The organism is Brevibacillus sp. SKDU10, assembly GCF_001645205.1.
Taxonomy (GTDB): domain Bacteria; phylum Bacillota; class Bacilli; order Brevibacillales; family Brevibacillaceae; genus Brevibacillus_B; species Brevibacillus_B halotolerans.
This window is the reverse complement of record NZ_LSSO01000113.1, coordinates 36,168-56,558: the sequence shown is the minus strand read 5'-3', so window position 1 is coordinate 56,558 and position 20,391 is coordinate 36,168. Positions and strand designations below refer to the sequence as shown.

Here is a 20,391-nt window from a genome sequence, read left to right as displayed (position 1 = left end):
TTCTCCTTCACGTTTGATTAATTTATTTATTTTATCATGAAAGCAGTGACAAAATTGATTGTAATGTTTTTGCTCTAGACGGAGGGATTACCTATGACAAAGCGTTTGTCCAAGCACGAGTATATTGTTACATACATGATTATCTTATCATTAACATGTTTGGTTGTCGGATTTTTTTGGGGAGCAAACGTAGTTCAATCGAAAATGAATGAGCAACTGACTCAGCTCCAGCAATTAACACAACAAACACATAATCAGGAAAAACTCATTCGTGAAAAGAAACTATACCCCGAGCAAGATTTCACCCATTATTACTACAGCTTTTATGAACCACTCAGCACTTTTCAAACCGACTATTTTTATTATGTAGCCAACTTACAGGGAAAAACATTGCAAGAACAAAAAGGAGTTCATGACCAACTCAAACAAGTCGTAGAGGCTAAAATCAAACAGCTAGAAAAAGTATATATCAGTGAGCGTTCTCCTTTGTTGGTTTCGTCTAAAAATCAATTTCTTGGAAGCCTGCATACCTTACATAATAGTTTAACGAAAGCCATGGCAGATACGAAAGGCAGTCACTACTCCTCCGAAGACATCGCTGCCCTGAGTCATGCCAAAGACTTTCAATCAGAATATTTACAAGCTCAAACAAAATTTTATCATGCAATTGCTATGTGGGAACAAATCTATGTACTACAACACTCTATCGGTGATGTTGATATTACCTCGCTGACATTTGCAGCATGGGATACACTGCCTTTTCATTATCGCAATTACATATCTGCACGATATATGGAGAATATTAGAAGCATACCTCAATTCTTCCCTCAGGATTTGACGGCTTCTATCGATGCTCGTATAAAAAATAAAGAGACAGTGAAATTAGGCTGGCAAAACATCCCGTTTGGTGTTAATGTATTGATTGCGAGCAATGGTGTACATGCTGGAGATTTTGTACAATTAAACAAAAAGATCTACCCTTCCCTCACCTTGCCTGAAGTGCCGATTTATCATAAATAAATCGTGTTCTAGGTACATATTTGGACGCGATTCATTCTTGTAATCGGCATAAAGTAATTATACAATAATTGTGTAAGCTGGACGTACTATCAAGGGGCAGGAGGTGAAACCATAATGACTACATGGGTAGATAAAGATACCTGTATTGCGTGTGGGGCCTGTGGCGCCACAGCTCCTGATGTATTTGATTACGACGATGAAGGTTTGGCGTTCAACACGATTGACGACAATACAAACACTGCTGAGATCCCTGAGATCCTGCACGATGATGTTCGTGATGCAGCAGACGGTTGCCCAACTGACTCTATTAAAATCGACGATTAATCGATTGCAATCAAATAAGGAAGACCAAAACCACTTATCTCTGCTTTAGCAGTGTGGGTGGTTTTTCTTCTGTCCAAACCTTGTTTTATCTCAATAAAATTTTCTTTTTTTAAGCAAAGCTTGCTTGCTAAAATCCGAATATTTATCCATAACATTTTCATTTTTGACTCTCTCATCCTCGGTTGAACAATCTCTCATTTTTTATTATTTTCTACCATTTGTCTCTCGTTTTCTACTCATTACTCCTTTTTTCTTCATATCACAAAAACCGTACATTCACCTGTTTTTACAACACGATTATGTATCTTCTTCACTTATTTACGAACAACAGTGACAGTACGTAAAACCAATGTTCTTTCTTTTTCAATTTTTCTTCTTGACGCTACTGTTGTACGGTGATAAAGTAAGTTCTAACTTTAACAGCTACATACAAAACAACTTTGACGAAGAGATGCTTTTACAGGAAATCCTCAGAGAGCCGGTGGGTGCTGCGAACCGGTGATTCCTTTAAGAGATGAGCACTTCCGAGTTGGCAAACCCAGCCCGCTTGCGGTCGTAGGTTTGAACGGATGATCCGTTATCTCTCAGGTCTTGTTACCTGGTAAGGTTCTTTTTTGCGAAAAGAAGAACAAATGAGGGTGGTACCGCGAATATAACTTCTCGCCCCTCACTACATCATGTGATTTGTAGTGGGGAGGCTGAGAAGTTTTTTTATATGCTCAAAAGACAAAATTTCTACTAGTAAGGAAGCCATAGAGATATATTTAGGAGGATGAGAATCATGTTTAAAGAGAAAATCATATTACGTATACCTGGCCCTACCCCAATCCCACCTCGTGTGCAGCAAGCAATGAACCGTCCCATGATCGGTCATCGCAGTGGCCAATTTTCTCAAATGCTTTCTGACGTAGCTGAGAAAATAAAACCGGCTTTCGGTACAGCTCAGCAGGTGTATGTCATTGCCGGAAGCGGTACAAGCGCTTTGGAAATGAGCGTAGTTAATACTTTGCAAGCCGGGGATGAAGCAATCGTCACGATTAGCGGCGCTTTTGGCGAACGATTCGCAAAAATCTGCGAACGGTATCAAATCAAAGTTCACCGTTTAGAGGTTGCTTGGGGAGAAGCAATTACCCCTGAACTCTTGCAAGATTTTCTCGTACAGCATCCGATGGCAAAAGCTGTATTTGCTACCTATTGCGAAACATCCTCTGGTGTTTTAAATCCAATACCTGAATTATCGAGGGTCGTCAAAAAGCATAGCAACGCTTTATTTATTGTTGATGCGGTTAGTTGCTTGGGAGCTGTGCCTTGCGAAATGGATGAATGGGGTCTGGATATCGTTGTAACAGGTTCACAAAAAGCCTTTATGCTGCCTACTGGACTTGCTTTTATTGCCGTTAGCCAACAGGCCTGGAAACGTATTGAACAGATCACTCCTCAAGCCTTCTATCTGGATCTTAAGGCTTATCGAAAAAGTATGGCAGATCAGACAACGCCTTATACCCCTGCCGTATCCCTTGTGTTTGGATTAGAGGAAGTAGTAGCAATGCTCGATGAAGAAGGTCTTCCACAGGTATTCGCTCGCCATGAGCTTATGAAAAATATGACACGGGCTGCCATGAGAGCATTACGATTACCGTTAATGACAGAGGATGTTTACGCCTCTCCTACTGTTACATCCGTAGATCCTGGCGATTTATTTGATGCTGAGGAGCTACGTAAAATATTGCGCACCAAATATAATGTGATCATTGCTGGTGGACAGCAGCATTTAAAAGGAAGGATTTTCCGGATTGGTCATATGGGCTATTGTGATCCGCAGGACGTATTGACTGTCATTTCACTTATTGAAATCTCTTTGCAACAGATTGGTTACGAAATAACATTAGGTGCCGGTGTACGTGCGGCTCAGGAGGTATTGATTCAGCATGGATAAATTTCGCGTATTAATAAGTGATCCTTTAAGTGAACAAGGTATTCAGCAACTGCTAGACGCTCAGGATGTGATCGTTGAACAAAAAACAGCTCTATCTCCTGATGAATTACTTGAGATCATCGAACAATATGATGCTTTATTGGTTCGGAGTCAAACACAGGTGACTGCTGAAGTAATCCATGCAGCGAAGAAACTAAAGGTAATTGGTCGTGCCGGTGTTGGTGTCGACAATATTGATATTAATGCAGCCACGGCAGCAGGTATTGTAGTTATCAATGCTCCAGATGGTAATACAATTTCCACGGCTGAGCACTCCTTTGCAATGTTAATGGCTGTCGCTCGCAACATTCCTCAGGCTCATAAAAAATTGGTTGATGGAGCATGGGACCGTAAAAGCTTTCAGGGTGTAGAGCTTCACAATAAAACCTTAGGAATTATTGGAATGGGCCGAATTGGTTCCGAAGTAGCGAAGCGAGCAAAAGCTTTTCAGATGAACGTAATTGGTTACGATCCTTATTTGACAGACGAACGCGCTCAAAAGCTTGGTGTAACAAACGGCAGTGTAGATGATATTGTGACACAAGCGGACTTTATCACCGTGCATACTCCTTTAATGAAAGAGACCAAGCATCTGTTAAACGCCAAGCAGTTCGCTAAAATGAAACCAACAGCTCGGGTGATTAACTGTGCGCGTGGCGGAATCATTGATGAAAAGGCTTTGTTGCATGCATTAGATAACGGATTAATTGCTGCAGCCGCACTTGATGTATATGAAGAAGAGCCACCAGTTAATAATCCATTGATAGGTCATCCACGAGTTGTTACAACTCCTCACCTAGGGGCATCTACTGTGGAAGCCCAAGAAAACGTTGCGATTGATGTATCTGAAGAGTTACTCAAGGCATTACGTAATCAAACTTTCAAAAATGCAGTAAATTTACCTACTGTAGATGCACATCTAATGGAACGAGTACAGCCTTTCTTCTCCCTATCAGAAAAATTGGGACAATTCTTAGCTCAACTAACAATCGGTGCATTACAAGAAGTGAAAATTACGTATAGCGGCGAATTATCTGAGATGAGCACCTCTCCCTTAACTCGCACGATTTTAAAAGGCTTATTAGCTTATCGACTAGGTGCCGAAGTTAACTACATTAATGCACCCTACCTAGCAAAAATGCGGGATATCTCTGTAACGGAAGAAAAGTCAACAATATCCCGTGGTTTTACCAATTTAATTACCGTGACACTTCGCTCCAATCTAGAGACAAGAACGATTGCTGGCACGCGCTTAAATGGATTTGGTGACCGAATTGTCAAAATTGATCAATCCACCATTGATGTACAGCCTCAAGGCTATCTCCTGTACGTTCAGCACCATGACCGTCCAGGTGTTATTGGATATGTTGGCAGCGTGCTTGGACAAAATGGTGTCAATATTGCCACCATGCAGGTCGGCCGCAAAGATGTAGGTGGGGATGCCATTATGATGCTGACAGTTGATAAACCACTCAGCACTGAGCTCTTGGATGAACTAGGTCAATCCCTTGAAATCTCAAGCGTAACGCAAATTGAGTTATAACCAGAAGAATCTAGGTAAAGTATAGATGAACCTGTAAACAGCCAAACTGGTAGAGATTCTGCCTTTTTGGCTGTTTTCTCCAAAAATATATTTCAAGTATATACATTAAAGCTAGGAGGAAATCAGAATGGGCAGCCAGGCCTATCTTGCGCTTACGTTCTTTCTTTTCACGTACGCATGTATTATAGGTGAGAAAATTCATCGAACCATTATTGCAATGGTTGGTGCTGTCCTGCTGATTATAACAGGCATCGTCAGCCAGGAGCATGCGCTTCATTACATTGATTTTAATACGCTTGGGCTGTTGATTGGCATGATGATCTTAGTGGCAATCACTTCTCAAACTGGCCTTTTTAAGTATATGGCGATTAAAGCTGCTAAATTAGCGAAGGGCAGACCCGCCGTGATTCTTATCTATCTTAGCTTGATTACAGCGCTGGCTTCCGCTTTTTTAGACAACGTAACCACTGTCTTACTGATTGTTCCCATTACTTTTAGTATCGCTCATTCCCTTAGAGTAAACCCTATTCCCTATCTGATAAGTGAAATTTTAGCCGCTAATATTGGAGGCACCGCAACATTAATTGGTGACCCTCCCAATATTATGATCGGCAGTGCTGTTCCCAAGCTAGACTTCATGGCTTTTCTAACAAATCTGGCTCCGATCGTCATCCTCATTATGCTCGTAACGCTTACTTTATTGTATTTCATTTTTCGTAAGCAGTTAGTGACAACTCCAGACCTGCAAGACAAAATTATGGAACTGAATGAAAAGGAAGAACTGACCGATATCCGTTTACTAGTAAAATCCCTTATTGTGCTAGGTATTACCATCACAGGCTTTGTTATTCATGATCTACTAGGATTGGAAACGGCTACTATCGCTTTAACAGGTGCATTTTTCTTATTATTGATAACGGGAGAAAATTATTTAGAGGATGCCTTGTTACAGATAGAATGGACAACCCTGTTTTTCTTTGTAGGGCTATTTATTCTGGTTGGTGGATTAGTAGAAACAGGAGTAATTGATTTACTGGCGAAGAAAGTTATGTCACTAACAGGTGGAGAGGCTATGAGCTCAGCTTTTCTTATTCTCTGGTTAAGTGCGATAGCATCAGCCTTCGTCGATAATATTCCATTTGTAGCGACGATGATACCCTTGATTAAAGGCTTAGGCCATTTGGGTATAGAAAATATAGAACCTCTTTGGTGGAGTTTATCACTTGGAGCTTGTCTAGGTGGAAATGGAACAGTAATCGGCGCTAGTGCTAATGTTATTGTGATTGGATTGGCCATGAAGGATGGTTATCGCATTAGCTTTCTAGGCTTCATGAAGATCGCTTTCCCACTCATGCTTCTTTCCATCTTGATGTCTAATCTTTATCTGTATTTGGTTTATTTCATTTAATAAGGAGGAAGAATCATGGTTACGTATACGTTTAATGAAACAGCCATCCACATTGAAGAAACCCCTAACGAGAAGGATGTTACCTTTCGTGTAGAAATAAAATCAGAGGCAATGCGTGATCGTATCAAAGAATTGCGTAATTATCTAAACAACGATAAAGACTATACAGACGCATTATTTTATACAGATCAGCAAGGTGTCTTTGAAATTATCGTTCGCAATGATTACTATCTGAAATTTTTAACGGAAGCCTTCCGTTTTCATTGTCTAGAATCACTGCATTGGAACGAATAATAGGAATCCAAAAGAATTATATTCCGTAGTAAAAAAGCCAAGTGCGTAGGAAGGTACACCTATTGCCTTGGCTTTTTTGCAATTTATCAACTAAACCAATATGAACACTTGGTTTTTTAAGCTAGGTATCTGTTATATCTCTGCTCGTTACGTTTTTGCTTTACGCTTTCTGCCTATAATACTTGACTCAGAACTACTATGTTCTTTCTTTGTGGTCCCTCTCCCTGCTGGTTTAATAGCAAATAAGGAAAGAATTACTGCCACTAAACAGATTCCCGCTACCGTCAGAAATAATACACGATGCGAAAATGCAATCAAATAGGCAAATAAAGGCGGCCCTATGGCAACTCCAACAAACCGTGCGCTATTGTACAATGCTGTAATGGTTCCTCTCTCTGTTTTTTCAAAGCGTTCCGTCAACAGAGCATCTAAACTTGGAAGTGTCGCCCCTATCCCTGCCCCACCGGCACATAAAAGTATCAGAAACAGATATATGCTCGGCTGGCTAAGGCTAATCCGAACCATACTGACTAGCAGGACCAACATTCCCGAAGTGGACAACCATTTCATCAACAGCTTATTTTCACCAATTACTTTCCCTGTCACATAGGATACGAAACACAGGGAAGCTAATGGTATGGCTAGCACAAGCCCTTTTTTTATGCCTTCCCACTTATACTGATCCTCTAGCACCGACGATAAATGAAAAAGCACGCCAAATAATACAAGCATGGAGATACATCCGATCGCAAATACCGCATACAGCCAACGCCCCTCTGCATGAAAAATAGCCCGAATGGACTTTTTATATTCCCCGAAGCTTTTTGGTTTTTGTTGCTCTCTTGGCGCTTTCACAAAAAAGGCTACTAGTAAAAGAGAAAGTAGGCAAAAGACAGGGGTTGCAAAAAAAGGTAAAAACCAGATCAACGAAGCCAACCAAGCACCTAATACGGGAGATAGCACTTTACCAAAGGTATTGGATGTTTCTATGATACCTAGACCAGCGCTAACCTCCTTGTCATTTCGGTACATGTCCCCAATTAGTGGCATAACAATAGGAAACGCTCCAGCTGCTCCTACTCCCTGTAAGGTACGACCCACTAGGATCATCATATAAGGATTAGCCATTTTCCACGCAACCCAGCCTGAAAGAAGTCCTCCTAAGCCAGCAATCAACAAACTCGGTACGATTATTGTTTTTCTTCCCATACGATCTGATAAAAAACCGGCTAGCGGTATAAGTAGAATGGCTACCACAGAATACGTAGTAATAAGCATACTTGACTGCAAAGAGGAAATCCCGAGTTTTTTTTCCATTATGGTCAAAACCGGAATAAGCATAGAATTACCCAGTGTCATGACTAGAGGAATTGATGCTACAGAAATAAGGTCCCATGTTTTTTTGTCTTCCATATTGATTAGCCAATGACCTTTCCAAAAGTAAAAATGGAGATGATGAGCATGTGGGTTTCCTCCTTTAGCACATACTTTTTTTTACTATTCCTTTTATTTGTTTCGTTATTAGAGGTAAATGTCTCCATTTTTATTGTCTATGATAAAAAAAAGCATATGAATACAACCGTAGTTGCTCACATGCTCTTTCTCAATCCAATTTCGATTAAAACTCGATTGCTGCAATCTCGCTTACATCACGCAAAACAAATTCTGCATTCGCTTTTTCAAATTTCTCCCGTGCTTCCTCTCCTGTTAACCCTGTTAAAGTGGCTGCAAACTGACAACCAATTGATCTAGCTGCCATTAAGTCAGCAACAGAATCTCCAACAATTAGCAAATTCTTACGTTCTTCCTCTGTTAGCTGGCAGGAAAGCGCGGCGGAAACACCTTTTCCTCTAGTCAAATAACCTTGAAAGTAACAGTATGGATGAGGCTTAGAGAGCGGGGCAGTTTCTGGGAATTGCTGTTCAGCTTCCAATACATGCGAGGCTGTTACAATACAATCCGGGTCAAAAAACTCTAAAATGCCAAGCTCTTTTAGTGGAACATACGTTTCGATTGAAGGACGTCCTGTGCCTACTCCTAAACGATACCCACGATCACGTAAGCCTTGTAGCACTTCTCTCATAACGGCTGGTTCAATGATCGGAATTTCGTCTGACAAAAATCCTCTTTTCCCTACCTGATGGGCCGCTCTGCCAATGGAATCAGCAATCAGTCCGTCGCCCAAATACCATTCTTGGAATGTCTCCTGACATAGTTCCCACAGCGTGCTCGTACGCGCAAAAATGTTCGTTGCTATTCCACATTTTTCATAAGCAATTTGGTTGAGATAGAGTAGCATTTCGCTCTTCTCTACATTTCCTTTTGCAAAATCAGAAACAAAAGCCGCATAGTCAGGTACAAAGGAAAGATTTGCTTCTTTCAGCAAAGCTTGAATGTTTTTAATCTCCGCTCGCCCAATCTGATTCGTTAACAGCTCACGAACTTCTTCTTGCTTCGCTTCTTGTAATTTTGCAACAAGGCAAATAAGATGGTATGAAACAACTAAGTACACCATATCCCAGTTAGAGTTGATACCTTGAGCCTTCAGAAAGGTCAGCACTTGGTCATTTGCAAAAATCTCGGTACGGACACGTCTAATCAACTTTTCTTCAGGTGCCGGTGTGAAATCCTGACCTTCTATTCCGATATATTTTTCGCTAAATAGCATTTCCCAAATGGTCAGAGAAGAGGCGTCAAAATATCTCTCTTCGCTTAAAAATACACCATCCACATCAAATAAAATCGTTTTGTTCATCCCCAAAAAACACTCCATTCTCTCATCCATCTTACTCTCTCTCTATGTGATGACTGGTATTGTAATGGTAAAGGTTGTTCCTTCCTTCATCTTACTTTGGACAGAAATTTTTCCGTTATGGGCTGCTACAATATTTTTTGCAATTGCTAAACCTAATCCAGTTCCAGCTCGACCACGCGTTCGAGCTTTATCTGCTTTGTAAAAACGCTCAAAAACAAATGGCAAATCCTCTTGAGGAATTCCACTGCCTGTATCGATTACCTCAATGGTTATTTTTCCTGCATCCTCATTCTTTATACGAACAGTGATAAGTCCACCGTCAGGAATATGACGAATAGCATTGTCAATTAAATTAGTCAGTACCTGCTCCATTTTGTCCGGATCAAAGGAAATTGCGTCATAATCCGTTTGCCTATCAAGCTGGATTTCGATATTACGTTCTGCCGCTCTGTTGGCAAATTTGCGTAACACACGTTCGAAGTAAGGAAGAAGCTCTGTTACTTCTTCATGGAGCTCCACATGCCCTGCTTCCATACGAGCCAAGCTTAGTAATTCATTTACTAGCTTCGTCATCCTAACTGATTCATCATAAATGATCTTAGCAAGCTCCTTATGTTCCTCTGGAGTGGAAGCAATGCCATCTACAATGGCTTCACTGTAACCCTGTAGCATAGACAGAGGTGTTCGTAATTCATGCGAAATATTTGCAACAAAGTCTTGGCGTAATTTGTCCAGTTTCCGCTCTTTAGTCATGTCCCGCAGTACAGCGACAGCCCCTCGAACTTGATTGTGATCGTATAGCGGTACCATCACAACAGACCAGAAACGCCCTTGTGCTTCAAAATCTTCCATTACTTCTTGTTCCGATAGCAACATTTTTTGATACAATTCCTGAATCGGTAAAGGACGGCCTTGATTTTCATACGCCCAGTCCCGAGTAAAATCTTCTGCCTGAGGATTTGTTAAAACGACACGCCCTTTTTGATCCAGCATGATAACGCCATCAATCATACTACGTAAAACAGTTGCCATTTGCTCCTTTTCATGCGACAGAGCATTTACTACATTACGGAGTTTCAGTGTCATGACGTTAAAGGCAGCAGCTAGCTCACCGATTTCATCAGTAGATCGAAGCGGTATTTCCGTATTAAATTCTCCTTCAGCGATGCGTTGAGCAGATTGCTTAATCTGACGCAATGGTGAGGTAATGCGCGAAGATAGAAAGAACGCGAATACCGTTGTTAAAATAAATCCAATGACACCTACAACAAAAATAAGCTGTCTAATCTCGAGATAAGTACCATTCACTTCTTGGATGGCTTGATATAAAATAAGTGCCGAATTTTGTTTCCCATCAAAGGAAAAAGGAATAGCCATAGCCAGAAACTGTGTGTGTTCAAGACTGTCTGAAGCTTTATCTCCAAAAATCAAACGATTAGGGCCAACCTGCTTTCCTGCAAAAGCATCAGCTATAGGAAATTCTCCGCTGTTTAACAGCTTATCCAGCGTAAGGGACGGTTGCTTTTCATCCGTCGCTTCATGAGCAAGAACGCGTTTTTGCTCATCCACAACAAGCAGACCTGTATGGTATACTGTCAAGATTTTGGAAGCCATCTTCAGCATTTCTTTTTGATCACGCACAGTTTCCAGATCGACAGCAACTTTTGTTCCAAGAAGAGCTAAATCAGCCGACTGCTTTTTCAGATAATAACTGCCAAAGGACTGAACTAGCAGGAGGCTGAAAATCGTAAGTACCACCGCGAATAACGCTATGATTGTCATCCAAAGCTTTCCGACAACACTTCGCAGTATATTATCCACTTATTTTGGCACCTCGAGTTTATAACCTACGCCCCAAACGGTTGAAATCATTTGAGCAGCGTCAGGAGATACTTTGTTTAGCTTTTCTCTCAGGCGTTTGATATGCGTATCCACGGTTCGCAAATCCCCGAAAAAATCATAGTGCCAAACATCTTTTAGTAATTCTTCCCGCGTAAATACTTTATCTGGAGATAATGCTAAATAATGCAATAACTCATACTCTTTTGGAGTCAGATTTACCTCAACACCATTTGCGGTGACCTTATGAGCATCATGATCAATTGTTAACTCTGGAAAAACCAGAATGGAATGACTGGATACCGTATCCGTTTTTAAATAAGCAGTAGCAGAAGAACGACGTAAAATCGCTTTCACACGGAATACAACCTCACGCGGACTGAACGGCTTTACTACATAATCATCTGCGCCAGCCTCGAAACCATTCACACGATTCGTTTCTTCTCCTTTAGCCGTCAACATGATGATTGGCGTCGCTTTTTGCTCACGAATTTTGGTACAAACCTCGATTCCATCCATACCAGGCAGCATCAGATCGAGCAAGATAATATCGTAATCTTGATTTAAAGCCTTATCCAAGGCTTCTTCTCCATGCTCTGCCTCATCAATATAGTAATTCTCTCTCTCCAAATACATCTTTAGCAGGCGACGGATTCTTTCTTCGTCGTCTACGATGAGGATTCTTTCTTTCTCCACCCAGATCACCTCTGCTACAACATTGAAATTAATTGTTAAAATGAGTACAACCTACTTATCTAAAATAGCCTATACATCTTGATAGTACAAGTAAAAAGCTGGCGTGCAACCAGCTTTTTTAACTTGTTAGCAAATTTTTAGAGTTAAGCACCTGCATAAGAGTGCAAGCCTACGATCACCAAATTTACTACAACCAGTGTTACTAATATAATAACAAACCCTAGTACTGCCATCCAAGCAGATTTTTCTCCAATCCATCCCTTCGATAGACGTAGGTGCAAATAGACACTGTAAAACAGCCATACAATCAATGCCCATGTCTCTTTCGGGTCCCAGCCCCAGAAGCGACCCCATGCTTCATTTGCCCAGATCATGGCGAAAACAAGCGCTCCTAAAGTGAAAATGGGATATCCAATGGCAATGGCACGGTAGCTGATCTCATCAATGAGCTCTGGATCAATGTCTTCTAAAGCTGGTTGGATCGCTGCTGCAATCCGTTTACGTAAAATCAATCGAAGCAATCCATAGAACACAAGTCCTGACAGCACAGACCAGATCATCGTATTAAATTTACGAGCCGCATCCTTCCCATGCATAAAGGTGGGCGCTTCAAATAATGGTTTGATTGGACCTTCTTTGATGATTTTATACTCTTGTGGTGCCACAATTGCCGGCAATTTATACTCAACCTGCTGCATATTTTTAACAATAGCCGGATTATTTTCGTCATAAACCGGAAACTCAAAGGTTGTTCTTAAGCTTGGTGAGGAAAAGGATGCCGAAACAACAATGAATCCAACCATCATTAAAACAACACTAATGGAAAATTCCAGCCAAAAGGTGCTTGCTGACTTTTTGATTTGTGGAATGGTGCGAATTAAGTACATGAGCCCCGCAGCAAAACCAACCGCCAAAATTCCTTCCCCAAGCGCTGCTGTCGTTACATGAATCTTTAACCAGTAGCTTTGCAACGGTGGAATAAGTGGCGTGACCTCCTTAGGGAATACACTGGCATAAGCTAGCATAATAGCTGCTAGCGGCATCGCGAAGGCACCAAGCACTCCTAATTTGTAGATGTAATAAAGCAGTAAGAATGCGGCTACAATACATATTGACAAAAAGGAGATAAATTCAAACATATTACTGGTAGGAATACGTCCAGACGCGATCCATCTTATGATAAATTGCCCCAAATGGCCTAAAAATCCGATTACAGTGATTCCCACGCCAATCTTTGCATATCGTGCCTGGTGCGCCTTTGCATCCCTGTTAGACCAACGTTTTCCCGTGATTGCTACTGCAAATACGATCGTAGCGATCAAATACAACACAAAGGCCATCAATAATAGATTGCTACTTACCTGTATCAATCGTGAGAACCCCTTTCTTTACGCTTTCTTCTTCGATTTTTGTTTATCTTGTTCAAGAATGAGTTCCAATGGCAACTCCAATTGTTTCACCAGGTTCTTAGCTTCTTGTTGCAAACCAAACCAGTTTTTATTGGTGTGACCAGCTAGATACATCTCGTGATCTGTAACATGCACCCATATACGGCGATGTTGCCAATAGAAGCCCATGACTAGCCCAATCATCGTAATAAAAGCCCCGGAGTAGATTAACGGAATCATCGTATCTTTACGCACCAATAAGCCGCTTGAATCAATGATGTCAGGCTTATGTACCTCTAAAATGAAGCGAGGCGATTTTGTATTTTCAATAAAACCACCGGCTACGTATGCTAATCGTTCACTCTCATTTGTTTTGGAATCAATAATTTCCAATGCAACCATCGGATTATTTGGTAAAATCGTTTTGGTCGTTGGTAATCCATCTTTGCCCAACTCAAAATCTGGGAAATAATCCATGACACGAACAACGTAATGATTGCCTACCTTTTGTTCCTTTTTCGGCTCATACAAATCAATTTTGAACGAACCTATTCTTTTTTCTTTTTCTTTGGCATCATACAAATCAAAATTAAGAGCACCCAGCATTTGTTCCCGACGATCCAATTGATATAAAAGGATACCCTCGTAAGTCAACGGATGATTAACAGTAATTGATCCTCTCTTGACCTCCACCAATTTGGGCTTGGCTCCTGCTAGCCCTTCATTTTCATTTTTGTATAAAACGGCATCAGTCTGGTAATTCTTCGGGATTACTTGCCCTTCTTGCAAAGGAAGATCTTCAGCAAATTCATCCTTTGTATAATATTCAGTCTTATAATCTAAATTCTCAATATAGAACTCTGTTCCCGGCACTTTTACGGTTTGCCCTTCACGCACCCAAATCGCATCCTCTAAAAAGAATTGTGGGACGCCACGCAGCAAAACACCTAACAAGAAAATAATCAGTCCAATATGATTCACATAAGGACCCCATCTGCTAAATCTTGCTTTTTCTCCTAATAGGGAATTACCTTCCCGATAAACGCGATAGCCTTTTTTCTTATACCAGCTCTGGACTTGTTCAAGCTTTTCTTCAACAGAAAGTCCCTCAGGCAATACCGTATCAGCATGTAATTTCTGCCCTTTATAAAACGACAGGTGCTGATTCAAACGTGGTTTATTCAAAGCTTTGTACAGTGGAATTACCCGGTCTAAGCTACAAATAACCAATGATATTCCTATCATTACCAGTAAGGTAACAAACCACCAGGACCCATACATCTCATGAAAACCTAAGGCGTAATATACCTTGCCAAAAAAACCGTATGTTTGTTCGTAAAACAAAGCTTTGCTTGGTTCATCCAGCAACGGGACTGGTACGTATTCCAACTGCGGTAGGATCGTCCCAATTCCTGCCATCACTAAGGTAATGATTATTATGATGATTGCGATTTTTACAGAAGAAAAGAAGTTCCAGACTTTGTCCACCACCGTGGTGGAATAAGTCTGGGAACGACGCGCTGTTCCTTCATAACGCATATCAGGAAACGCTTTCTTTTCATCTATCTCTTTAACAGATTGCAAAAGAGGTATACCGCAGGATTCACACAAAAGCGTCCCCACCGGGTTGGTGTGTCCGCACTCACATTTTCTCTGATCCATGTTCGTGTCCTCGCTTACGGTTTAGTTTGTCTTCACAGGTCTAATCTTTTCTAGCGCGGAATTTATTCTTTTTTCATCCATTTGTCCAATGATGATTTCTTGAACGATGCCATCCTGATCAATATAAAACGTACTAGGCATTTTTCCGATGTTATATGCTTTTGTTACTTCTTTTTGCTTATCCATCAAAATGGGAAACGTGGTATTTACCTGACGGACAAATTGCTCAGCAGATACCTCCGACTCTCCCACGTTGACCCCTACGATTACAATGTTTTGATCCTTATTGGCAAGCCATGCTTTTTCTAAGTCGGGCATTTCATTTCTACAGGGTTCACACCAAGAGCCCCAGAAATTAAGGATGACTCCCTTCCCTTTTAGATCAGCCAATGTCATCGTTTCACCATCTAAGCTTTGCAAACTGAAATTAGGCGCCCTATCCCCTTTTTTAATTTCATTTGGCTTAGCAAAGCTTGTGTACACAGCAAAAACGAGAGCAACTAACAAAACTCCCAAAATAGCAACTCGCATTGATGTTCTTTTTTGTTTATTCACATTTGTTCACCTGACTTTGTTCAGAATCATTCCAATTTTTACTCATTCCTTCTTTATTATAGCTTGCCGCTATTTTAAACGAGTTGGATATTTTGAACAACTTTTGAACGATGTGCTATTCATCACAAACGTTTGTTCGGTTTCTTTTGAACTTTTTTTAACTCACTCCGCAATCGTTCTACTTCTTCCTTTTTTAATAACCGATATGTACCAAGGCCAAGATTGCCTAATGTAAGAAAGCTAACCTGAATTCGTTGCAGGGTAATTACGGGATGTCCAATTGCTTGACACATTCTGCGCACTTGACGATTGCGGCCTTCATGAATGGTCAATTCAATTAAGGCGCGGTTTTTCTTGACATCTCGCTCCAAAATTCTAGCTTTCCCAGGAGAGGTCATTCCGTCCTCTAGTTTAATCCCCTTAGCTAGTCGAGAGACACTTTCCGATGTAGGCATCCCTTTGACCCAAGCCCGATATACCTTATCCATCTCAAATGACGGATGAGCCAAACGATTAGCCAATTCTCCGTCGTTTGTCATAATAAGCAGACCCGATGTATCAAAATCTAAACGGCCCACTGGATAAACCCGCTGTGGAATTTGTTTAACCAGATCCCGAACGGTTTTACGTCCCTCAGGATCACTCATGCTTGTAATGACTCCTGTAGGTTTGTTAAGTAAGACATAGACATGTTCTTCTTGTGCAATGGACTTATTATCAACCAGAATTTGATCGACGGAGGCATTTACCTTGGTACCAAGCTCGGTTACCACTTGTCCGTTTACTTTTACTCTTCCTTGCTTAATCAGTTCTTCACAGCTGCGACGCGAGGCGACACCCGCTTGTGCCAGCACCTTCTGCAAGCGTTCTTCCATATAGACCACCCCTCACACATTCTACCTATTTCCAGCAGGTTGGACAAGAGCACGGTTGACAAAGATTGCAAATTACTCATACACGAGCAGTTTTTTTAGGAAAAAACGCAATGAATCCCCCTCTGCTAGTATGATTATTAGTCTTGTCTTAGAGTAGTAAAAAATATGTTGTTGATTGTCTATAAAGGATTGCAACAGAACAAACCAACGAAAAAAGCTTGTATCACAGATTGCCAGCAATCACTGACACAAGCTTTAAAACATTCAGGTAAAGATGTAGAGGCACGCTCATGCGGGAGTAGGCATTTTAGGAAAAAATATAGGAAACAACCACTAGAGAAGCAACTACGCCAATCAAATCTGACCATAGGCCTACCTTTAATGCGTACAAGCCATTTTTGATCCCCACTGCCCCGAAGTACACGGTCAGCACATAAAAGGTTGTATCAGTGCTTCCCTGCATCGTAGAAGCAAGTCTACCAATCATTGAATCTGGTCCAAATTGCGCAATTAAATCCGTTGTGATAGCGAGCGACCCTGTACCGGACAAAGGGCGCAGCAAAGTCAATGGGACAATTTCCGAGGGAATATGAAGAATGTGGAGTACAGGATTCATCGCTTGGAGCAAAATATCCAATGCACCTGACTCACGAAACAAAGTAATGGACACCATCATCGCTACTAAATGAGGTAATATTTTGATGGTTGTTACAAGTCCTCCCTTAGCTCCTTCTACAAACGTGTCATAGACTTGCACTCTTTTATACCATCCGTAAGTTAAAACGAAAGAAATAAAGACTGGAATTGCCCAAAGCGAGACGACATTGATCAGTGAGTACAAGCTATCTCCCTCCTTTAACGGGATTTGCGCTTGTAGCGCAGACGATAAACACGATCAAGCAGCAGGGCAAAAGCTGTTGCAATAAAGGAGGCGAGCAGCGTTGTACCCACGATTTCAAACGCATTCGTTGAACCATATTGCAAGCGAATGGCGATCATCGTAGTAGGAATAAGTGTGATGCTGGCCGTATTGATGGCAAGTAAGGTGCACATAGCTGGGGTTGCGATATCTTTGTGGGGGTTTAATTTTTGTAGCTCCTCCATTGCTTTAATTCCCATAGGAGTAGCAGCATTTCCAAGCCCGAGGATGTTGGCGCTCATGTTAGATAGAATGTAGCCAATGGCCGGATGTCCTTTAGGTATGTCGGGGAAAAGCTTTTGTACAATGGGTGATAACCAGATTGAGATTAGCTGCAAAAGTCCAGATTTTTCGGCAATTTTCATGATCCCCATCCAGAAGATGAGGACGCTGAGAAGACCAAAACAGACAGTAACGCCTGTTTTGGCACCTTCAAATATTGATTGACTTATCATTTCCATACGTCCGTTTACAGCTGCTACGATCACACTGATTATAATTAAAAATAACCAAATGATGTTAAGCATCAGGTAATCCTCCCTTCAGCATTTGGGAGACATGCTTCCAGATACCACTTGGTGTGTTGTTTTGAAAGGTATCCGTTACTTTCATTTCTCGTAGGGTAAGTGGTATTTTACCAATGGAATGTTTGCCTAAGTATATCTCAACAAACCCAACATGCTCATTTACATCATGATGTCCTACCTGTTTTTGAAACAGTTGAACCTTCCTACTTACATGCTGCTCTTCTCCAGCTTTAAGCGGGTATGTAAAGTCAGCTAATGAAACCAACTCAACCTTTCCTTTGTCGTCCAATTTAATAGATTGAGGAGCATCACATTTTTCTCCCTTGTGAATTAAAGAGCTTTCTTTGAACTGTTGAAAGCCATAATCGAGAAGAATAGCATGGTCATTCCAATCATCAGGTGCATTAAGCGTAATAACAGCGACTTGCCGTCCGTCTCGGGTCGCTGATGATGCTAAGCAACGTTTGGCAAGCTTTGTATATCCTGTTTTGACACCATCTGCTCCGTCATAGAGGTGGAGCATTTTATTTTTGTTTTGCAGCCTACGCTCCCATTTCTCGCCTTCCCAGGAAATACTTTTTACTTTCGTGGAGACAATCTGCTGAAACTGTGGATTTTGTAAGGCATAAGCGGATAATTTAGCCATGTCTACTGCAGTGGAATAGTGTTCCTTGCTATTGTCTAATCCGTGCGGGTTCATAAAATTACTTTGATCCATGCCAATATAGATAGCTTTTTCATTCATCATTGCGGCAAACCCTTCAATGGAGCCCCCTACCTGCAAAGCAATCGCAGCAGCGGCATCGTTACCAGACCGAAGCATCAAGCCGTATAGTAATTCTTCTAGGGTCAGCTTCTCCCCTCTTTTTAAATAAATGGAGGAGCCTTCCACTCCTACGGCCTTGTCTGGTACCGCAACCACCTTTTTTATATCGGTTGCTTCTATGGCCACAATGGCTGTTAACGTCTTCGTCAAGCTGGCAATTCTCATTTTCTTGTTTCCATTTTTCTGGTACAGAATACGTCCTGATTTAACATCAATCACAGCTGCTGCTTCCGCCGAAACCTTAGGTGCTAGCGATGCCCATGCACGAGGTTGTGGGCCTAAATAGCTAACGCACAAAAGAAAAACGACGAGTACGCCGATTATTCGTTGGTATCTCATAGTGTCCTCCTCATGCTTGGTTTACAATGGGTTTGTACCAAGTATATGGAGACAAGACCTATGATATACCCCAATCTTAATCGGGTCCTAGTCGTTTCCAGCAGATTCCTTTCCGCGAAACAATTGAGCCATATCCTCATCCTGCTGATCAAATGAAAAATCAACTGGCGGTTCTGGTAAATCTGCAATTCCTTTCAAGCCAAAATACTCTAGAAATTCTTTGGTTGTGCCATATAAAATCGGTCTTCCGATCCCCTCTGCACGTCCCATTTCTTTAATTAAAAGCTTTGATGTCAGGGTATGTAACGCTTTTTCGCATTTAACTCCACGAATCTCCTCTATCTCAGAGCGAGTGATCGGCTGGCGATACGCGATGATAGCTAAGGTTTCCAATGCCGCTTGCGATAAAGACGAGTGGGTAGGGGAAGTAGCCAGCTTTTCAAAATACATCATATGTTCAGGCAAGGTAGTCAATTGATAAGCTTTCGCCACTTCCACAAGCTGAATGCCTCTTTTCGATCGGTAAAAGTCCGCCTTCATATCTTCGAGTAGGTCAATGACAACCTCCTCAGAAACCTCAATGATTTCCGCAATCTGCTTTGCATCTATCCCCTCATCACCGGAGATAAATAAAAGTCCCTCTATCACCGATTTTAATTTATCATAATCCATGTTCCGTTTCTCCCTTTCCCTCACTGATCAAGATGTCCGTAAATAATTGATTCTGAACACACGTGATAGCCTTTCCCTTCATTAATTCCAGTAAGGCAAGGAACGTTGTTACAATCTCAGTGCGAGTAACATTTGTGATAAACAATTGAGAGAAGCGAACATGCCCTCCTCCAACCTTAATGAGCTGACGAATCTCTTTCATCCGATCCTTTATGGATAGTTCATCCCGTGAAACCTTGGCTACAGGCTCTTTTGTTTGCAATCTAGCAAACAATTTTTCTAAAGCGTGAAGCATGTCAAATAGGGTTACATTGGCAACTCCGGGCTCTTCCTCACGCACATATGGTGTTAAGTCTTCAGCCGGTCGAGTAAATACCTGACTACGCCCCGTCTCCATTTCGCGTAGTTGTTCGGCTACGCGCTTGAATTTTTTATATTCCAATAAGCGTTGTACCAGTTCATCGCGAGGATCTTCCTCTTCACCATAATCATCGTGCAATGGTTCAAAATGTAACTCCTCTTTTTTCGGAAGCAGCGTTTTGCTTTTGATGGCCAATAGAGTAGCAGCCATGACTACGAACTCACTAGCTACATCCAATTGAAGCTCACGCATCGTATGAATGGTATCCAAATACTGTTCGGTAATCACAGCTATGGGTATATCATAGATATCTACCTCTGCCTTGTCGATTAAATGCAAAAGCAAATCGAGCGGCCCTTCAAACGAATCCAATTTAATACTATATGACAACGCTAATCCCGCCTTACTTCATT

At 41.4% G+C, this 20,391-nt stretch carries 20 protein-coding genes and 1 other annotated feature; of the genes, 6 read left to right on the top strand and 14 right to left on the bottom strand.

The features are described 5' to 3' along the window. Positions 1 to 93 precede the first annotated feature (93 nt). Both AYJ08_RS06700 and AYJ08_RS06695 read left to right on the top strand, forming a co-directional pair. A complete protein-coding gene (locus tag AYJ08_RS06700) occupies positions 94 to 1,020 on the top strand; it encodes a hypothetical protein (RefSeq protein ID WP_031414455.1) in 927 nt (308 codons plus the stop codon). Positions 1,021 to 1,134: 114 nt separating this feature from the next. Next, on the top strand, positions 1,135 to 1,344 hold the full coding sequence (locus AYJ08_RS06695; RefSeq protein ID WP_064017074.1) for a ferredoxin: 210 nt from the start codon (positions 1,135 to 1,137) through the stop codon (positions 1,342 to 1,344). Here the strand turns inward: AYJ08_RS06695 and AYJ08_RS23435 are convergent. Then, on the bottom strand, positions 1,341 to 1,505 hold the full coding sequence (locus AYJ08_RS23435; protein ID WP_157452814.1) for a hypothetical protein: 165 nt from the start codon (positions 1,503 to 1,505) through the stop codon (positions 1,341 to 1,343). The two genes, AYJ08_RS06695 and AYJ08_RS23435, sit on opposite strands and share 4 nt — an antisense overlap. A gap of 270 nt (positions 1,506 to 1,775) precedes the next feature. Beyond that, positions 1,776 to 2,015: a binding site (T-box leader), on the top strand. A 110-nt stretch (positions 2,016 to 2,125) separates the two neighbouring features. Here AYJ08_RS23435 and AYJ08_RS06690 point away from each other — a divergent pair. From AYJ08_RS06690 to AYJ08_RS06675, 4 genes are all read left to right on the top strand, one after another. Beyond that, positions 2,126 to 3,280 carry a pyridoxal-phosphate-dependent aminotransferase family protein gene (locus tag AYJ08_RS06690; RefSeq protein ID WP_064017073.1) on the top strand — a complete coding sequence of 385 codons (1,155 nt, stop codon included), beginning with the start codon at positions 2,126 to 2,128 and terminating at the stop codon, positions 3,278 to 3,280. Continuing rightward, positions 3,273 to 4,862: a phosphoglycerate dehydrogenase gene (serA, locus tag AYJ08_RS06685; RefSeq protein ID WP_064017072.1), complete on the top strand. Its 1,590-nt coding sequence runs from the start codon at positions 3,273 to 3,275 to the stop codon at positions 4,860 to 4,862. The genes AYJ08_RS06690 and serA overlap by 8 nt, the downstream gene beginning before the upstream one ends. Positions 4,863 to 4,989: 127 nt before the next feature. Beyond that, positions 4,990 to 6,270: an ArsB/NhaD family transporter gene (locus AYJ08_RS06680; protein WP_064017071.1), complete on the top strand. Its 1,281-nt coding sequence runs from the start codon at positions 4,990 to 4,992 to the stop codon at positions 6,268 to 6,270. 15 nt (positions 6,271 to 6,285) lie between these two features. After that, positions 6,286 to 6,564 (top strand): hypothetical protein, encoded by a 279-nt coding sequence (locus AYJ08_RS06675; protein WP_031414448.1) that lies wholly within the window; start codon positions 6,286 to 6,288, stop codon positions 6,562 to 6,564. Between the two features lie 147 nt (positions 6,565 to 6,711). Here the strand turns inward: AYJ08_RS06675 and AYJ08_RS06670 are convergent, their stop codons facing one another. The 13 genes from AYJ08_RS06670 to AYJ08_RS06610 form a co-directional block, all read right to left on the bottom strand. Continuing rightward, positions 6,712 to 7,977, bottom strand: a complete 1,266-nt coding sequence (locus AYJ08_RS06670; protein WP_064017070.1) for an MFS transporter — start codon at positions 7,975 to 7,977, stop codon at positions 6,712 to 6,714. Between the two features lie 205 nt (positions 7,978 to 8,182). After that, entirely contained in the window at positions 8,183 to 9,319 is a 1,137-nt protein-coding gene (locus AYJ08_RS06665; protein WP_064017163.1) for an HAD family hydrolase, read from the bottom strand. Positions 9,320 to 9,361: 42 nt separating this feature from the next. Beyond that, the gene (locus AYJ08_RS06660) at positions 9,362 to 11,140 is read right to left on the bottom strand and encodes an ATP-binding protein (protein ID WP_064017069.1); all 1,779 of its coding nucleotides are present in this window, start codon (positions 11,138 to 11,140) and stop codon (positions 9,362 to 9,364) included. Beyond that, entirely contained in the window at positions 11,141 to 11,854 is a 714-nt protein-coding gene (locus AYJ08_RS06655) for a response regulator transcription factor (protein ID WP_031414445.1), read from the bottom strand. 143 nt (positions 11,855 to 11,997) lie between these two features. Beyond that, a complete protein-coding gene (gene ccsB / locus AYJ08_RS06650) occupies positions 11,998 to 13,224 on the bottom strand; it encodes a c-type cytochrome biogenesis protein CcsB (protein ID WP_082890889.1) in 1,227 nt (408 codons plus the stop codon). A gap of 18 nt (positions 13,225 to 13,242) precedes the next feature. Then, positions 13,243 to 14,904: a cytochrome c biogenesis protein ResB gene (gene resB, locus AYJ08_RS06645; protein WP_064017068.1), complete on the bottom strand. Its 1,662-nt coding sequence runs from the start codon at positions 14,902 to 14,904 to the stop codon at positions 13,243 to 13,245. A gap of 21 nt (positions 14,905 to 14,925) precedes the next feature. Then, positions 14,926 to 15,459, bottom strand: a complete 534-nt coding sequence (gene resA, locus AYJ08_RS06640) for a thiol-disulfide oxidoreductase ResA (protein ID WP_031414442.1) — start codon at positions 15,457 to 15,459, stop codon at positions 14,926 to 14,928. A gap of 122 nt (positions 15,460 to 15,581) precedes the next feature. After that, the gene (locus tag AYJ08_RS06635; RefSeq protein WP_064017067.1) at positions 15,582 to 16,334 is read right to left on the bottom strand and encodes a pseudouridine synthase; all 753 of its coding nucleotides are present in this window, start codon (positions 16,332 to 16,334) and stop codon (positions 15,582 to 15,584) included. Between the two features lie 307 nt (positions 16,335 to 16,641). Beyond that, on the bottom strand, positions 16,642 to 17,175 hold the full coding sequence (locus AYJ08_RS06630) for a spore maturation protein (RefSeq protein ID WP_064017066.1): 534 nt from the start codon (positions 17,173 to 17,175) through the stop codon (positions 16,642 to 16,644). 14 nt (positions 17,176 to 17,189) lie between these two features. Beyond that, positions 17,190 to 17,780 (bottom strand): nucleoside recognition domain-containing protein, encoded by a 591-nt coding sequence (locus AYJ08_RS06625; RefSeq protein ID WP_064017065.1) that lies wholly within the window; start codon positions 17,778 to 17,780, stop codon positions 17,190 to 17,192. After that, on the bottom strand, positions 17,773 to 18,945 hold the full coding sequence (locus AYJ08_RS06620; protein WP_064017064.1) for a D-alanyl-D-alanine carboxypeptidase family protein: 1,173 nt from the start codon (positions 18,943 to 18,945) through the stop codon (positions 17,773 to 17,775). The genes AYJ08_RS06625 and AYJ08_RS06620 overlap by 8 nt, the downstream gene beginning before the upstream one ends. Before the next feature lie 87 nt (positions 18,946 to 19,032). After that, the gene (scpB, locus tag AYJ08_RS06615; protein WP_031414437.1) at positions 19,033 to 19,617 is read right to left on the bottom strand and encodes an SMC-Scp complex subunit ScpB; all 585 of its coding nucleotides are present in this window, start codon (positions 19,615 to 19,617) and stop codon (positions 19,033 to 19,035) included. After that, entirely contained in the window at positions 19,607 to 20,368 is a 762-nt protein-coding gene (locus AYJ08_RS06610; RefSeq protein ID WP_064017063.1) for a segregation and condensation protein A, read from the bottom strand. Before AYJ08_RS06610 ends, scpB begins: the two co-directional genes overlap by 11 nt. Between the last annotated feature and the right edge of the window lie 23 nt (positions 20,369 to 20,391).

What these genes read in the sequence shown, in the direction of transcription:
- AYJ08_RS06700 (WP_031414455.1), top strand. Translation starts at nt 94, where the DNA reads ATGACAAAGCGTTTGTCCAAGCACGAGTATATTGTTACATACATGATT.
- AYJ08_RS06695 (WP_064017074.1), top strand. Translation starts at nt 1,135, where the DNA reads ATGACTACATGGGTAGATAAAGATACCTGTATTGCGTGTGGGGCCTGT.
- AYJ08_RS23435 (WP_157452814.1), bottom strand. Translation starts at nt 1,505, where the DNA reads ATGAAAATGTTATGGATAAATATTCGGATTTTAGCAAGCAAGCTTTGC.
- AYJ08_RS06690 (WP_064017073.1), top strand. Translation starts at nt 2,126, where the DNA reads ATGTTTAAAGAGAAAATCATATTACGTATACCTGGCCCTACCCCAATC.
- serA (WP_064017072.1), top strand. Translation starts at nt 3,273, where the DNA reads ATGGATAAATTTCGCGTATTAATAAGTGATCCTTTAAGTGAACAAGGT.
- AYJ08_RS06680 (WP_064017071.1), top strand. Translation starts at nt 4,990, where the DNA reads ATGGGCAGCCAGGCCTATCTTGCGCTTACGTTCTTTCTTTTCACGTAC.
- AYJ08_RS06675 (WP_031414448.1), top strand. Translation starts at nt 6,286, where the DNA reads ATGGTTACGTATACGTTTAATGAAACAGCCATCCACATTGAAGAAACC.
- AYJ08_RS06670 (WP_064017070.1), bottom strand. Translation starts at nt 7,977, where the DNA reads ATGGAAGACAAAAAAACATGGGACCTTATTTCTGTAGCATCAATTCCT.
- AYJ08_RS06665 (WP_064017163.1), bottom strand. Translation starts at nt 9,319, where the DNA reads ATGAACAAAACGATTTTATTTGATGTGGATGGTGTATTTTTAAGCGAA.
- resB (WP_064017068.1), bottom strand. Translation starts at nt 14,904, where the DNA reads ATGGATCAGAGAAAATGTGAGTGCGGACACACCAACCCGGTGGGGACG.
- AYJ08_RS06635 (WP_064017067.1), bottom strand. Translation starts at nt 16,334, where the DNA reads ATGGAAGAACGCTTGCAGAAGGTGCTGGCACAAGCGGGTGTCGCCTCG.
- AYJ08_RS06625 (WP_064017065.1), bottom strand. Translation starts at nt 17,780, where the DNA reads ATGCTTAACATCATTTGGTTATTTTTAATTATAATCAGTGTGATCGTA.
- AYJ08_RS06620 (WP_064017064.1), bottom strand. Translation starts at nt 18,945, where the DNA reads ATGAGATACCAACGAATAATCGGCGTACTCGTCGTTTTTCTTTTGTGC.
- scpB (WP_031414437.1), bottom strand. Translation starts at nt 19,617, where the DNA reads ATGGATTATGATAAATTAAAATCGGTGATAGAGGGACTTTTATTTATC.